This is a genomic window from Bacillus sp. LUNF1 (assembly GCF_011008975.1).
Taxonomy (GTDB): Bacteria; Bacillota; Bacilli; order Bacillales; family Bacillaceae; genus Bacillus; species Bacillus velezensis.
Window position 1 is genome coordinate 3,250,849 of the sequence record NZ_CP048876.1, and the last position, 14,712, is coordinate 3,265,560.

Genomic DNA, 14,712 nt, shown 5'->3' on the forward strand with positions numbered 1-14,712 from the left:
TCTTTTTCACTTAATATTGCTCCTTTGAATAATCCGCGCCGAGCCACTTTTCACTCAGCTTTTTAAGCGTGCCGTCATCAATGATTTCCTGCAGGGCTTTATCAATGTCATCGCTCAGCGTTTGTTCATTTTTGTTAAACATAAAGAACACTTTGGCATTTGACAGCACCCCGCCGACTGTTTTTTCTTTGATCGCGCTCGTTTTGTTTTGGAAATCGACGGCAAACGGCGTTGAAATCGTCGCATCGGCGCGGCCGGATTTCAGCTGATTGGCCGCATCGTTGGAGCCTTGGCCGGCATAAGCGATTTCAAACGGACTGTCGTGTTTTTCATTCCATTTCTTCAGCACAAGCGCGCCGTTTGACGTGGGACTCGTAATAACCCGCTTCCCTTTCAAGTCCTCAATGCCGTGAATGTTCCCGTTTTCTTGAAGCACCGTGATTTTCAGCGGGAAGTTGTTATATGCGACTTGATTGAACAGAAATTTTTTCTCCCGTTCGGCGCTTTTTTCCATTTGATGGGCTACGATATCGACTTTATGCTGGCTGAGGCTGACAAGCAGGTTGGAGAAATCCATCGTTTTAAAGGTGAAACGATAGTCCGGCAGGCGCCTGTCAAGCTCTTTCACCAGCTCAACGTCGTAGCCCGTCAATTTGCCTTTATCATCAATAAAGCAAATATTCGGAAATTGAGTGCCGGTGCCGACCGTGATGTTCTTCACGTTTTTCTGATTGCCTGCTGCCGCCTCTCCGCCCGCGCCGCAGGCTGATAACGCCGCCGTTGCGGCAATTGTTAATGACATGACCGCCAGTCTTATTTTCATGTGATCGCCCCGTTTTCTGCTTCAGTTATTTCGTGAAACTTGATTTTGAATAATCCGCGCCGAGCCATTTTTCACTCAGCCTTTTCAATGTGCCGTCCTTCTCCAGCTTTTGAATCGCACGATCCGTATCGTCCGCCAGGGTTTGGCTGTTTTTATTGAACATAAAATACACCTCGGTATCCAGCAGCACATCACCGACCGTCTTTTGTTTGAACCCGTGCGTCTTATTTTGAAAATCGACGGCAAACGGCGTGGATACGGTGGCGTCAGCGCGTCCTGTCTCCATTTGGTTCGCTGTGTCATTGCCGCCCTGCCCGGCGTATTTCAAATGTATCGGGCTGCCGTGGGTTTTGTTGTATGCCGTCATATAATCCGCCGCGTTTGACGTCGCGCCGACGATGACGGTTTTCCCTTTTAAATCCCGGAGCGTGTGTATCGCGTTATTATCCGCCTTCACCGTGATGTACATCGGCGAGTAGTTATACGGGATTTTGTGATACAAAAAGCGCTTTTCCCGTTCCTTATTTTTCGCCATATTGTGCGCGATCACGTCAATTTTCCGGTTTGCCAGACTTGTAAGCAGATTCGAGAAATCCATCGTCTTAAAGACAAATTTGTATTGCGGCAGCTGTTTATCAATGGCTTTCATCACTTCAATGTCATAGCCGGTCAGCTCGCCTTTTTCATCCATAAAAGCAATGTTCGGAAAATCAGTTCCCGTGCCGACAATGACGGTCTGCACGCCGCTCCCGGCTTTTGTGCTTTCTCCTTGCCCGCAGCCGGCCAGCACGCCGAGCAGCAGAAGCAGACAGCCGGCTCTGATCCGTTTTTTTATCATTGCGCCCAGCTCGGTGTGCCTAACAGCGACGCGTCAAACCGCTCCGGTATGAGCACCTTTCTCATCATGACTCCGATGTCTCCGTCTTTCTCCTGCTCAAAATACACTTCATACCCCCTCCGTCTGTACATATCCACAAGCCAGGGATGCTTGCGCGCCGAAGTGCCGAGCGTGATGGCCGGGGCCTTCAGCGTATCCCGCAGCACGTGTTCCTCCACATAAGTCAAAAGTATGCTGCCGATGCCCTGCCCCTTCAGCTCAGGAAGCGTCGCAAACCACCAGACAAACGGATATTTTGACGGAGGCGTGTCACTCTCCCACGGAAAACGGATCGTAATGGTTGAAAGAAGCCGTCCGTCCCGTTCGAGCACGACGGCTGAATGATTTTCAATATTTTCAGTTACCATATCGATGTCGGCCCGCGCCGACGGCCAGTCAATCTCCAAATTGCGGATCGGCTGAAACGCGCTGTACAGCAGCTCTAAAAACTCCGGCGCATCCTTTTTCTCAGCCAATCGAAATATGTCTTCACTCATTCCGGTCACTCTCCCCACAAAATATATAATTCCAATTTGTTTACTAAGCTTTGATTGTTTATACTATAAAGCAAACTGATTTATTTGACTAATCAAAAAAAGTAAAGGAAAGATTCAAGAAAATTAATGAACAGCCGGGAGGGGATTTCGTTGGAATTACGCACCATTAAAACGTTTCATACGATCGTACAGTCAGGCAGCTTTTATAAGGCCGCCGAAATTCTGAACTACTCACAGCCGACGATTTCAATGCGGATTAAACAGCTGGAACAGGATGTAGGCGCGCAGCTGTTTGAACGGGGAAAGAAGCTGAAGCTGACAAGGGCGGGGCGGCTGTTTCATGAGCGGGCCGGGCAGCTTCTCGCGCAATACGAGGTGCTTGACCATACTCTGGCTGACATCAGACAGGGCCAGGCCGGCCTTATTCAGATTGGCATATCCGAACCGACGGCAAGTCTGATCTTCCCTGCCGTACTGCGGGGTTTCTTACATGATTATCCTGACATGTCGGTCAATATCAGCGTGGATGATGCCAATACATGCAGCCGCAAACTGCTGGAGGGCGCCATTGATTTTGCCGTATGCGGCGAGCCGGAGCTGATTCTGGAAAATTATTTCGATCCGTTTTTCCATGACTCGCTCAATGTCATCGTGTCAGACAGACATCCCCTTGCCGCCAAAGCAAGCGTTAATCTCGAGGATTTAGAAAATGAATGCCTGATTTTCACGCCCGCCAATTGCCCGATCCGGATTCAAATTGAACAGCACCTGCAGCGGGCCATCGGCAGCCGCTATCGAAAAATGGAGCTGACCAGCAGCATGGCTCACCAATACTATGTCAGGGAAAATATCGGCGTCTCAATCTTTACGGCGACGGCGCACTCAGAACCGATCGAGGGCACGAAGGTCATTCCGATCCATAACTTAACAATTTCTCCGCCGGTCGGGCTTTTGACAAACCAAAAAGAAGAGCATTTTGACTCCGCCACAAAAGATTTAATCAGCAGGATCATCAGCCGGTTTCAGCGTGATCCGCATTAAAAAAACCCCCGCTTTACGGGGGTTTTTGTACGTTCATCTTATATAATGCTCCGCACCAAGCCGCCGTCGATCCGCAATGCAGATCCGTTAATGGCAGACGACAGCGGGCTGCTTAAAAAGGCAACAAAGTGAGCGATTTCTTCCGGACGGATCAACCGCTGAATGATGGACGTCGGACGATTCTCCTTCATAAATCGTCTCTCCGCCTCCGCCGCACTCAGGTTTTCACCGGGGTAAAGCGACTCGAGCATTGTTTCGACGCCCTCTGTTTTCGTGGAGCCGGGCATGACTGTATTCACCGTCACATTCGTCCCTTCCGTGAGCTCGGCCAGACTGCGTGACAGCGACAGCTGCGTCGTTTTCGTAGCGCTGTAATGGGCCATTTCCTGAGAAGGCATGACGGCCGCTTCACTCGCGATAAAGATCACCCGCCCTTCCTTACGCTCAATCATCCGCTTTGCATACCGGCGTGTCAGCCGCACGCCGCTCATGATATTCACCTCGAAAAACCGGAGCCACTCTTCGTCAGGAATATCAAAGTATTCCGCAGGTTCAAAGATTCCTAAATTGTTGACGAGAATATCCACATCCGGATACTGCTGAAAAATCGCGCCGCATCCTTCCGCCGTGCCTAAATCAAATGCGGCCGGATAGAGACGGGCATCCGGCGTCTGTTTCTCTAGTTCCCGGATCGTTTCGTTCACCTTTTCTTCACGGCGGCCGTTAATGATCACGGCCGCACCTTCTGCAATCAGCGAAGCCGCAATCGCCTTCCCGATGCCTGACGTAGATCCCGTCACAAGCGCCGTCTTCCCTTTCAACTGCAAATCCATCATTCATTCCTCCCTATCGCAAGTTTCTTCTTATATATGGACAGAAATCGAAAGCCTGAAACCTTCCGTCCCTATTATCGGATAGAAAAATGGATGAGGGGAAGTACGCACTTTTTAGTGCCTGTCCGTTGTCCTGGCTGACGGCTGATCGATTTGAATGACAAATCGATTCCCTAACTCTTCCTGAGCCTCTTGAAACAGCTCCAAGACATCATCAGCATCCGAACCCAATGCCTTCTGACTGATCTCAAAATTCTTCCACACCAAAGTCAGCGGAAGTTCGATCCAGCCTGTCAGACAATCCCATAAAATATCTCTTCATTCTGCATATAGAGCATAACAAGAATTTGCCGCTCCTTTTGGGAAAGCCGGTTAACCGCTCTTTGCATTCTCTTTAAAAACTGTTCCCTTTTAACCTCCCAATCCATGCGTTTAATGCTGCATCTTCTATGGAGGAATGAAATTCATTCGAAAAGCTGGGAGGGACAAGGCTATATGTTGCGGTCACTTTTGGCAAGAAATCTTCCGGTACTTTTTGTTGCTTCTTCGTCAACCTAAGGAATATTTAATATTAATTGATTCATATATTTACCCTCTCATTTACTTTTTCTTAAAGCCCCGCCTTTTTTCCTTCTTAGCCTTGTCCTATCACATCAGTTGTCCTCAAAGCTGGTCTTCTGAGCTTTTTAAAAGTCTCTCCAATCGCTAAAAAAACAGACACCGACCCAAAGTACAGATCTCTCTGTACATCGATTAGTGTCCTCAGGCATCTTCATCTTGAAACTTTTTAAATTATAAAATTACTATAATGTACTATATACTTTTCTTCTTCTTTTGTAATGTCCAAAACTACCTTATCAATTTTCATAATTTTTTCATACTCACTTGTGCTATAAACTAAAGAATTATTTAACCAGTTATCAAAAACTGAATTCGAATTCAGTTTTTTTCCAGGTATAATTTTTCTAGCTGCCACTTTTTTATTAAACCTGTCTTGACTACTGTTTTCTCGGACAAAAACAACATGAAAGGAATAAGTAATTTTGGTAATATCAATATCTAATACAGATAAAAGGGATTTACAATGTACATACCCTGAGAAGAGTTGTTTAGTTAGCTTAGGCAAGTCATTGGATCCTGTATATTTTAATTCGAATATATAACAATGATAGGTGCCATCTCCATTATCTTTAAAAAATATACCATCAGGGAATTGATCAATATGGAAAAAATCCAACCTGCTTGATTCTGGATTTTTCGTTTTTTGATAACAGAAAGCTTTAAAAAGGACTGAATTTGATTCGTTGTTAATTTTCAATACCATTTTTGCATTTTTATCTTTAACAAATTCAGAAATGTCAATACTATTGTCAATTGTTATTATATCATTTTCTCTTATTAAAGACATTGTTGGAATCATAAATCTACCCTCAATTTTCTGCCTGTTCGTTGTTATCTTGAATAGACAGTGTTTCATCATACAAGTTATTTAATTCTTCTGTAAACAGGTCAATTTCATACCCTAACTCAGTTAGTGTTTTTTCTTCAAGAATTGATTCATCACCATAGAACTTCAATTCATAAACTTTAGTCTCAAGCGATTTATCCTTTAAGATGAAATTGTTCAAGTGATTGAAGAATACATCACTATGTGTTGTGATGGTTATCTTAATCCCCCTATCAATTAAAAATTTAAAGTAACCCAATAATTCCCTTATACTTTTTAAAGATAGATGGGCTTCGGGTTCCTCAATAATCACGTTACTGTAATGTATAAAAGGTGTATTTATTATAAGATATGGAATCAACCTGTTTTGTTTTGTAGAAAAAAGTTCCCTCTTGATGGTGCTCCCATCTTTTTTAACTATACTCTTTATATCTCCTTCCTCATCAAAGACAATCTGACCACCGAATATTTTTTGTAATTCTGGCTCTAATTCAAAATCCATTTTTTTAAGACGGTTTAACCTATCCTTATGGTTTAAGTACGCCATATTAAATAAAAATTCACTAAATCTTATTTTTGAGTTATTCCGGTTAAAAGAATAACGACTATCGTAACTTTCTTTCAAAGTCTTTGTTAATGCATCATCCATAAATAAATTTCTCTCAGAAGGAAGATAAAGTGTATTGCCGCTATGTGTTATTTCTTTAAAAAAACCAAAAATAAAATTATTTTTCATTGCAATTTTTATTTGATTTATCGGGTCATACAATTTCTCTTTTTCTTTGATAATCTCAGGATCCATAGAGCTTTTCATTATATAGTCTTCTTTGGGGATCAAATTGATAATAACTGAATTTAATACTTCATAATCTTCAGCATCCTCAGAGGACATCTCTAGTATTAATAAATGTTTGTCCAGTAAAGTAAGGGTACACTTAATGTGATTAACTGAAAAAACGGTTGGAGGAGTCTCAAACCATGTAAAATCCAACTCTGACTCATCAACCATAAGAATTTCCCTGTTCAATTCATTAATTGTTTGCTGTTTAAGTTCCTCAAACTGTTCCTTAATAAATTTATTTATATTTTCTAGCACATGATTTTTAAGCTTGTTCTCTAAAATAAAATTAGAAGATGGGGGGTTTTTACTTCCTACTTTGACAGTTTCGATGCTTTCAGAAATAAATTTTCTAATGTTGGACCAATCTGTCTCAAACTCAAAATCGCCTGAAAATTTCCTATTAATGTCACGAATAATTTTTTCTGCATTCTTTTTATAATAATTAACAATAAAGGTCTTCGCCTCTAAGAGTAACGTCTTTCCAGAGCCGTTGTCACCAACAATTACTGTTAAGTCTTTTTCATCAATTGATGCACGTTTAACTTGACCCAAATTTTTTATTTCTATTTTCATATTAACCCCGCTCTCATTTCTCGTTAAAAACATTATATACTAATTCGTAAAACACAAAACATTTTTGAATCAATAAAATTTGATTTTCGTTCATCAAATTTCGAGGCTAATGTTCAAATTTTTTATTTTTTAATCTTCTTTGTTGGTCGGTCAGACATATTGTTATTCGCATAATTCTCCTATTCAGCAGGAAACTAACCGTTTTAACGCACGCTGTACAACTCCGAAAGGCTGTCTTTTCACCAATGAAAGTAACAATCAATCTTCAGAAATTGTCATTGCCGTATTTAGCTGCTGAATATCTTTCCCGGTTGCCGGAATTGTAATCGTTATATCCTACTGAAGCTTGTTTCCGTCAAATGATTTCCTTTATTTCAAAAGCTTCATCCGCAACTAGGTTTAACGCCTGATCCATGCCGAGTGGAATGCTGTCAGACCTCAGCCAGTTATAACCAGCCCCTGAAAAATCCTTACGAAACACAACGCCAGATATGATAATTCGGTCTAAAAAATCTCTGCCATAAGAGCCGATAAGCAAAAGCCATTCAATTAAATGCTTTCGTTTTTCCTGTCCCAACGTCTGCCACTCCCTTCATCATCAACATTTGCGAAGCCGCGTTCCGTACCTCCGGGGTACAGTCTTCATATTGCACGATGACCATAAGTTTCGGGACCGTTTCTTTTTCAAAACGGAAGCTTTTGCTTGTTGCGTGCATCTTCTGTCGCTTCCCTTCCGAGCAAGCCGGATTCCCGCGGCTCTATGAGATCTCTTTTTGCTTGGTTGATGATAAGGAATAACGTTTCGTCTTCATTCCGTTTTGCTCTTTTGCTATGTTGAGATAAGACTCATTTGCCGCCCATAGCTCCCGGAAACGCCTGATTTCGCTGTCATAAAACATGAAGTTTAGTTCCTGAAAAGGGATATACACCGGGCTTTCTTCAAATAAATAGCGTAGCCGAATCATTTTCTCTTTCATCTTTCATCGTTTTCTCAGATATTCTTATCCTGTTATTGGCGCATAAGCCGTTCTTGCGGGCGGGCAGGACGTTTTTTCTTGCAAAATCCATGACCAACAAAATGATTTCATCCGAATCCCTGTTTAATAATTCCGACATATCAAGAATTGATTTCCCATCATGCCAGTATTGAACGACCTTTTCAGCTGGACCATTGACCATTCATAATTCATATTTTCTAAAGCCAGTTCAAACCTTTCGGCATTGACTGCCTGATTCATGCCCAGCACCTCCGACCGTTCCTGTATTCCGATAACGACAATAAGCCGATTAACCGAGAAGTTACCAAACCCAAAACAAAGTCATCTATCCGGAGGATTATGATACCTCAAAAGGTCATGGACTTATTGAAGAGCATAAAAAAAAGCGCTGAAAAGTTAGCGCCGGTTAAACCTGATTATAAGGTTTTTGGTTCGTTTTATGACAGTATCGCAACAAGTACAATAGATAGACGATACGAGAAATATTTAAAGCTGTCTGGTGTCAAAAGAATCCTCATTCATGAATTTAGACACTCTCATGCATCATATTTGATTCATAATAGATGCAATCCTCTTGTCATTGCTCAGAGACTAGGGCATAAAAATGTGGCAGAAACATTAAACACATATAGCCACCTTTACCCCTCTGCACAAAGGGAAATGGTTGAGCTTATGAACAAAGAATTTTTTTAAAATGTTGCCAAAATGTTGCCACGCTGTTACCGAAGGCGTTGAAACCCTTGATAACAGCGTGGTTTGGCGTTATGTATGGAGACGGTGGGAGTCGAACCCACGTCCAGAAACATCGATTACTTAAGCGTCTACGAGCGTAGCCTGCATATTTTGTGTTTCACTCGTCTTCGTGCCTGCGGGCGGGCCTTCCGAGAGCTAGTCTGTCAGTCTCTTCTTACGTTCTCAGACGGGAACGCAAGCGTAGCCTACTTGGATGTGCTCTTCACGGACACATAGGCAATGTCAGGAAGAGCTCGCTGCGTTTATTAGGCAGCTAGTGCTAAGTTTTGGTTAAAACTTTTAGTTTTGCCAGTTATATTTAGGTGCGTGTTAACGAGATCGCCTCTCGGCTCGCAGCTCAAGCTCGATCCATCCCTGTCGAATCCGTAACGTCCCCTTGTTAAGGGTATACGGGAGATCTATCAAGCTCTTGCTCAACTGGCTGTACTGTTATTATATCATGATCACAGACAAATTCAATTGGGAATGTCTTCAATAAACAGCCTGTGAATCTGATGTGTGAACAGTATAGCATAGGGCAGTCATCACATCAAGGCTCATGCATCAGAAGCCTTTTTGTCTGTCTCTGAACGCTCTTTCGATTTCTCTTTTGGCGTCTTTTCGTTTTAAATCTTCGCGTTTATCGTATGTTTTCTTCCCTTTTCCGAGGCCGATTAACACTTTGGCAAAGCCGTTTTTCAAATACAGCTTCAGCGGCACGAGGGAATAGCCTTTCTCTTTCGTCAGGCCGATCAGCTTATTGATTTCTTTCCGGTGCATCAAAAGCTTTCTCGTCCGGAGCGGGTCGTGGTTATAGCGGTTTCCCTGCTCGTACGGGCTGATGTGCATGTTGTGGAGGAACACTTCGCCGCGCTCGATTTTCGCAAAGGAATCCTTCATGTTTACGCGGCCGGCGCGGATGGACTTAATCTCCGTTCCCTGCAGCACGATGCCTGTTTCATAGGTTTCTTCTATAAAGTAATCATGGTTTGCTTTTTTGTTTTGCGATAATACTTTGCCTGATCCTTTTGGCATGCCTTATCCTCCTCTCTCCGCAAAAACCGTTCATGTGTGCGATACGCTTTATTTTAGCAAAAGGAGCGTTCCGCGACAATGAAAATGCGGCTTGCGAAAGAAAGCAAACAGAGCATTTTGCCCCATTTGCTTTTCGCATTTACTTCTTCTTTTTGCGTTTTTGTTTCGGCGCGTTTTGGAAACCGCGTTTTTTCTTTTTCTTCTTCGGTTTTGTAAACCATTCCCCTTTTTCCTCCGATTTCGGCGGTGAAGCCGGGGTATTGCTGTTTAACACGCGTTTCCGCGCCGGTCTGCCTCGTTTTCTGCGGTCGCCTGTTGTTTCTCTCGGACGGCGGGTGCCTTTCATGCCGACAATTTCAAAGTCGATGTTTCTCTCATCTTTATTGACGTCGACGACTTTGACCGTGATTTCGTCTCCGATGCGGTAAACGTTGCCCGTGCGTTCACCGATCATGGCGAAATGCTGCTCGTCAAAACGGTAATAATCATCCGTCATAAAGCTGACGTGCACAAGCCCTTCAATCGTATTCGGCAGCTCGACAAACATTCCGAAATTCGTGACGGAACTGATCATGCCGTCAAATTCCTCGCCGATTTTATCAAGCATATATTCCGCTTTTTTCAGATCGTCCGTTTCCCGCTCGGCATCAACGGCGCGACGTTCCATCGTTGACGTATGATCAGCGATTTCCGGAAGGCGTTCGGCCCACTTTTCTTGAGTCGCTTCGTCCGATTGTCCGTTGATCAAATACGTTCTGATCAGCCTGTGAACGATTAAGTCAGGATAGCGGCGGATCGGCGATGTGAAGTGCGTATAAAATTCAGTCGCCAGCCCGAAATGGCCCAGGCTTTGCGGGTCGTATTTCGCCTGCTTCATGGAACGGAGCATGACGGTTGAAATCACCGTTTCTTCCGGACGGTCCCGCACTTCGTCAAGAATGCTTTGCAGCGCGCGCGGATGAATGTCTCCGGCTTTCCCTTTGACGATATAACCGAATGTCGTGACGAACTCCAGAAACTTTTGCAGTTTTTCGGCGTTCGGCTCTTCGTGAATCCGGTAAATAAACGGCACGTTCATCCAATGGAAGTGCTCGGCCACCGTTTCGTTTGCGACAAGCATGAATTCTTCGATCAGCTTTTCCGCTACTGAGCGCTCTCTGATGACGACGTCTTTAACGGCGCCTTCCTCATCGACGAGCACCTTCGCTTCTTTGAAATCAAAATCCACGGCGCCGCGGTCCATCCGTTTCGCCCGGAGAATTTCCGCCAGACGTTCCATGTCTTTAAACATCGGGACGAGCGGCTCGTATCTTTCTTTCAGCTCGGCGTCGTCTTCTGTGAGAATCCGGTTGACATCTGAATAGGTCATTCTTTCCGTCGTTTTGATGACGCTTTGGAAGATCTCGTGCTCTGTCACCTGTCCCTGCTGGTTGATTGTCATTTCGCAGGAAAGCGTCAGCCGGTCGACCTTCGGATTTAAAGAACAGATTCCGTTAGACAGTCTGTGCGGAATCATCGGAATGACCCGGTCAACCAAGTACACGCTTGTCCCTCTTTCCAGCGCTTCTTTGTCAATCGGGGAATTCTCCGTGACGTAATGGCTGACGTCGGCAATATGAACGCCGAGCTTGTAGCTGCCGTTATCAAGTTTTGTTACAGTGACGGCGTCATCCAGATCCTTCGCATCGGCGCCGTCAATGGTGACAATGACCTGATCGCGGAGATCACGGCGGTCTTTGATGTCTTTTTCATCGATGGTATCGGGCGTGCTTGTTGCCTGCTCCATCACTTCAGCCGGAAAATCTCCCGGCAGGCCGTGCTTATGGATGATGGATAAAATATCGATGCCCGGATCATTTTTATGGCCGAGTATTTCAACGATTTCTCCTTCGGCGTTCATTCTGCCTTCAGGGTAGCTTGTCAGTTTGACGACGACTTTATGGCCTTCCGCAGCGCCGTTATTGGCATGTTTCGGAATAAAAATATCACTCGTGATTTTCTTATCATCCGGGATGACAAAGCCGAAGCTTTTCGTTTCTGTGTATGTGCCCACGACGCGGTCGATGCTTCTTTCCAGGATGCGGATGACCGTGCCTTCCTGTCTCGATCCGCTTGACTGGGAATTGAGCCGCACCATGACGATATCGCCGTTCATGGCCGTATTCAGCTCATTCGGCGGAATAAACACATCGCTTAAAGAGGTATCCTCCGGCAATAGAAACGCGAATCCCTTTGCATGCGCGGAAATTTTTCCTTTTACTAAATTCATTTTTTCCGGAAGCCCGTAGCGGTTGCTTCTGGTGCGGACGATCTGTCCCGTCTCCTCGAGCGCCACCAGCGCTTTTACCAGCTCTTTAAATTCATCTGCTTCCGTGATGTTCAGCATCTCCTCGAGTTCCTGAACGGTAAGGGGCTTGTACGCCTCTTCCTTCATAAACGCGAGAAGACGGTCCATAAACGCTTCTTTTTCCATTATTCGACCTCCTGTTTGTTACCAATCGAGTTTCTCTAAAAATTCGTACACATCCTGATGAACGAGGTCCCGTTCTTTATCGAGCGTAATGACATGGCCTGATTCTTCATACCATTTCAGCTGTTTGTCGTCCGTTTCCACCTCGTTGTAAATGATGTTCGCACTTTCTGTATTGATCATATGGTCATGCCGTGCCTGAACCACAAATGTCGGGGAATAGATCATGTCGACGTTCTTGCGCACATCGGCAATCAGCTCCTGAAGCGATTTGAGCGTATTCATCGGTGTTTTTTCAAACTCCTTCATTTCCTTTTCAATCTGCTCCGGCTGTTTTCCTTCGAATTTTTTATAATTGCGCGCGTAGGAGAGAACTCCTTCGTACATAACCTCTTCACTTTTAATGTGCATCGGCGCACACATAGGAACAATTCCCTTTATGGGTACAGTGTAACCCAATTTCAATGAAAAAACCCCGCCAAGCGACAGTCCGCAGGCCGCAATGTTTTCATAGCCTTCAGACCGTAAATATTCATAACCGTCCATGACGTCTTTCCACCAATCTTCCGGCCCCGTATGTACCAGCTCTTCCGGCGGAACGCCGTGCCCTTTATATTGAGGCGCGTGACAAGTGTAGCCGCGCTCATTCAAGTAGCGGCCGAGCATTCTGACGTCTGCCGTATTTCCCGTAAATCCGTGCAGCAGAAGCACCGCTTTGTCTCCGCCTTTAAATGTAAATGGTTTTGGTGTCACAATTTTCATGCTCATAACCCCTTTTTTGCACATTCAATTTAGTTTTCCACAGTTTTGCGAGAAACAAACGCCGTCTCTCAACAAGAAAAAGGCCTGATATTAAATCAGACCTTATACAAACATTGCCTTATACGATATACGCCAGCGAAATCGTCAACACGAAAAACAAGACTGCCAGCACAACGGTTGTGCGGTGAAGAATCAGATCAAGGCCCCTTGCTTTCTGTTTTCCGAAAAGCTGCTCCGCCCCGCCTGAAATTGCACCCGATAATCCGGCGCTTTTGCTGGTTTGAAGCAATACGACAATAATAAGTGCAATACTGACGATAACCAATAAGGTAATCAATAATGTGTGCATCCCATACACCTCCAGACTGACTGGCCTACATTGCTTCTATTTTACATGAAAAACAAAGGCATGTCACGCCGTATCGGTGCACATCATGTCAGAAAAACGGAAATGCGTTTGAATCTTCCATCATCATTGACTTTTGTCAACAAAGTCGTAGTAAAAAAGATCTTCAAATTTCATGTCAAAGTAATAGAGCATTTTTCCGATGACCAGCTGGCCCGGCCTCCGCTCTCCATTCAGTACACGGCTCAGTGTGGCGGGAGATATTCCGATCTCCAGGGCGAGCTGGTTTAACGAGTAGTCATTATTGACCATATACTGCAGCACATAATCTCTTCTGATCTGTATCTTTTCGACCACTTTCTTCACCTTCCGTTCTGTCAAATACTTTCTTTCTTATACATAAGATACGGCTTTTGTTAACTTTTGTCAATACTTTTCCAGCCTGGCTATTCCCTTTAGTCAATAAACATACTAGAATATAAATAGACCGCGGGAGGGGGAGAGACTGTGGAAAGCTTCGGGAAACAATTGCGGACATTGCGGGAAAAAAGGCATCTGACAGTGAACCAGCTGGCAACGTATTCAGGCGTCAGCGCCGCGGGAATCTCGCGGATTGAAAACGGCAAACGCGGGGTGCCGAAACCTGCAACCATTAAAAAGCTCGCAGATGCGTTAAAAATCCCGTATGAGGAACTGATGCAGACGGCGGGATACATAGAGACCGTCCAGGAAACGAGAGCCCCGTACGACACAGGCTGCACCTTGCTGGAAAAAGCCGAAACGTATGAGCTGCATGATTTATCCCTTTTGGAGCGGGAGAACTGGCGGCACCTGTCGAAAGAAGACTTGGTTCTGCTTGATAAATACTTTGCGTTCTTATCGGCGGAAGCCAAAAAAAGAACAAACGAAGACTCATGACTTTGCACATGTGAGGCGATCTTATTGAACACATTCGGAAAGCAATTAAGAGAGCTGCGCCGCGCCCGGAAGCTTACCGTCAATCAGCTTGCCGTTTATTCCGGCGTCAGCTCGGCGACGATTTCCAGAATTGAAAACGGGCACCGCGGCATTCCTAAACCCGCGACCATCAGAAAATTGGCGGACACATTAAAAATTCCGTACGAGGAGTTAATGGCGCGGGCCGGACACATCAAGGCATTTCAGGAGGAAATCCGCGAAACCTCCGAAAGCTATCAATCCATCTGCGCCATCTATCAGACCGCCGTTGACAGAGGCGCGGAGCATCTGCCGCTGTTTGACAGCAAAAAGTGGCAGCACTTCACAAAAGAAGATATTGAAAGCGTCAGCAAATACTTTGATTTTATTGCGGCTGAAGCGAAAAAGCGCTCCCCGGATTCCTCATCCTCTTTTTGATCCTCTCCTCAACTTAACAAGCGCCAGACGTACGTTCCCTCCGATTTTGCGGTATAATAGCAG

At 44.7% G+C, this 14,712-nt stretch carries 15 protein-coding genes, 1 other RNA gene and 3 pseudogenes; 4 read left to right on the top strand and 15 right to left on the bottom strand.

The window, feature by feature from the left end; translation table 11 throughout:
* Window positions 1-10 precede the first annotated feature (10 nt).
* From G4O42_RS16100 to G4O42_RS16110, 3 genes are read right to left on the bottom strand one after another with little or no spacing between them, the layout of a single operon-like run.
* A complete protein-coding gene (locus G4O42_RS16100; RefSeq protein ID WP_032876473.1) occupies window positions 11-823 on the bottom strand; it encodes an amino acid ABC transporter substrate-binding protein in 813 nt (270 codons plus the stop codon).
* 25 nt (window positions 824-848) lie between these two features.
* Window positions 849-1,661, bottom strand: coding sequence for an amino acid ABC transporter substrate-binding protein (locus G4O42_RS16105; RefSeq protein ID WP_032876469.1), 813 nt, complete (start codon window positions 1,659-1,661; stop codon window positions 849-851).
* A complete protein-coding gene (locus tag G4O42_RS16110) occupies window positions 1,658-2,197 on the bottom strand; it encodes a GNAT family N-acetyltransferase (protein ID WP_032876466.1) in 540 nt (179 codons plus the stop codon). Before G4O42_RS16110 ends, G4O42_RS16105 begins: the two co-directional genes overlap by 4 nt.
* 150 nt (window positions 2,198-2,347) lie before the next feature.
* Here G4O42_RS16110 and G4O42_RS16115 point away from each other — a divergent pair, with 150 nt between their 5' ends.
* On the top strand, window positions 2,348-3,238 hold the full coding sequence (locus G4O42_RS16115) for a LysR family transcriptional regulator (protein WP_032876463.1): 891 nt from the start codon (window positions 2,348-2,350) through the stop codon (window positions 3,236-3,238).
* Between the two features lie 38 nt (window positions 3,239-3,276).
* Here G4O42_RS16115 and G4O42_RS16120 read toward each other — a convergent pair whose 3' ends face one another.
* The 6 genes and pseudogenes from G4O42_RS16120 to G4O42_RS16145 all read right to left on the bottom strand — a co-directional run bounded on the left by G4O42_RS16120 (window position 3,277) and on the right by G4O42_RS16145 (window position 7,509).
* Complete coding sequence (locus G4O42_RS16120) at window positions 3,277-4,071, bottom strand: SDR family NAD(P)-dependent oxidoreductase (RefSeq protein WP_032876460.1); 795 nt, start codon at window positions 4,069-4,071, stop codon at window positions 3,277-3,279.
* Window positions 4,072-4,185: 114 nt separating this feature from the next.
* A pseudogene (locus tag G4O42_RS16125) lies at window positions 4,186-4,380 on the bottom strand (barstar family protein); the annotation flags it as partial.
* Window positions 4,380-4,655: pseudogene (locus G4O42_RS20030) on the bottom strand (ArpU family phage packaging/lysis transcriptional regulator); the annotation flags it as partial. The pseudogenes G4O42_RS20030 and G4O42_RS16125, both read right to left, overlap by 1 nt.
* A 203-nt stretch (window positions 4,656-4,858) precedes the next feature.
* The gene (locus G4O42_RS16135) at window positions 4,859-5,491 is read right to left on the bottom strand and encodes a hypothetical protein (protein ID WP_032876457.1); all 633 of its coding nucleotides are present in this window, start codon (window positions 5,489-5,491) and stop codon (window positions 4,859-4,861) included.
* Window positions 5,492-5,501: 10 nt separating this feature from the next.
* Window positions 5,502-6,932 carry an AAA family ATPase gene (locus G4O42_RS16140; protein ID WP_032876454.1) on the bottom strand — a complete coding sequence of 477 codons (1,431 nt, stop codon included), beginning with the start codon at window positions 6,930-6,932 and terminating at the stop codon, window positions 5,502-5,504.
* 355 nt (window positions 6,933-7,287) lie between these two features.
* Entirely contained in the window at window positions 7,288-7,509 is a 222-nt protein-coding gene (locus G4O42_RS16145; protein ID WP_032876451.1) for a hypothetical protein, read from the bottom strand.
* A 712-nt stretch (window positions 7,510-8,221) separates the two neighbouring features.
* Between G4O42_RS16145 and G4O42_RS16150 the strand changes: the two are divergent.
* Window positions 8,222-8,614 (top strand): annotated as a pseudogene (locus G4O42_RS16150) (tyrosine-type recombinase/integrase); the annotation flags it as partial.
* Window positions 8,615-8,696: 82 nt separating this feature from the next.
* Here the strand turns inward: G4O42_RS16150 and ssrA are convergent.
* The 6 genes from ssrA to G4O42_RS16180 all read right to left on the bottom strand — a co-directional run bounded on the left by ssrA (window position 8,697) and on the right by G4O42_RS16180 (window position 13,587).
* Window positions 8,697-9,059, bottom strand: a transfer-messenger RNA (tmRNA) gene (ssrA, locus tag G4O42_RS16155).
* Between the two features lie 167 nt (window positions 9,060-9,226).
* Window positions 9,227-9,697 carry an SsrA-binding protein gene (gene smpB / locus G4O42_RS16160; protein ID WP_003151688.1) on the bottom strand — a complete coding sequence of 157 codons (471 nt, stop codon included), beginning with the start codon at window positions 9,695-9,697 and terminating at the stop codon, window positions 9,227-9,229.
* Window positions 9,698-9,836: 139 nt separating this feature from the next.
* Complete coding sequence (gene rnr, locus G4O42_RS16165; RefSeq protein ID WP_021494134.1) at window positions 9,837-12,170, bottom strand: ribonuclease R; 2,334 nt, start codon at window positions 12,168-12,170, stop codon at window positions 9,837-9,839.
* Between the two features lie 18 nt (window positions 12,171-12,188).
* Window positions 12,189-12,929, bottom strand: coding sequence for an alpha/beta hydrolase (locus G4O42_RS16170; protein WP_007409986.1), 741 nt, complete (start codon window positions 12,927-12,929; stop codon window positions 12,189-12,191).
* A gap of 118 nt (window positions 12,930-13,047) precedes the next feature.
* Window positions 13,048-13,278, bottom strand: coding sequence for a preprotein translocase subunit SecG (gene secG / locus G4O42_RS16175; RefSeq protein ID WP_003151681.1), 231 nt, complete (start codon window positions 13,276-13,278; stop codon window positions 13,048-13,050).
* A gap of 123 nt (window positions 13,279-13,401) precedes the next feature.
* Complete coding sequence (locus tag G4O42_RS16180; protein WP_087920807.1) at window positions 13,402-13,587, bottom strand: helix-turn-helix domain-containing protein; 186 nt, start codon at window positions 13,585-13,587, stop codon at window positions 13,402-13,404.
* A gap of 195 nt (window positions 13,588-13,782) precedes the next feature.
* Here G4O42_RS16180 and rghR point away from each other — a divergent pair, with 195 nt between their 5' ends.
* Together rghR and G4O42_RS16190 are read left to right on the top strand one after the other, a co-directional pair.
* On the top strand, window positions 13,783-14,193 hold the full coding sequence (gene rghR / locus G4O42_RS16185) for a transcriptional repressor RghR (RefSeq protein WP_003151677.1): 411 nt from the start codon (window positions 13,783-13,785) through the stop codon (window positions 14,191-14,193).
* A 24-nt stretch (window positions 14,194-14,217) separates the two neighbouring features.
* Window positions 14,218-14,649 carry a helix-turn-helix domain-containing protein gene (locus G4O42_RS16190; RefSeq protein WP_003151674.1) on the top strand — a complete coding sequence of 144 codons (432 nt, stop codon included), beginning with the start codon at window positions 14,218-14,220 and terminating at the stop codon, window positions 14,647-14,649.
* The last annotated feature ends 63 nt before the right edge of the window (window positions 14,650-14,712 follow it).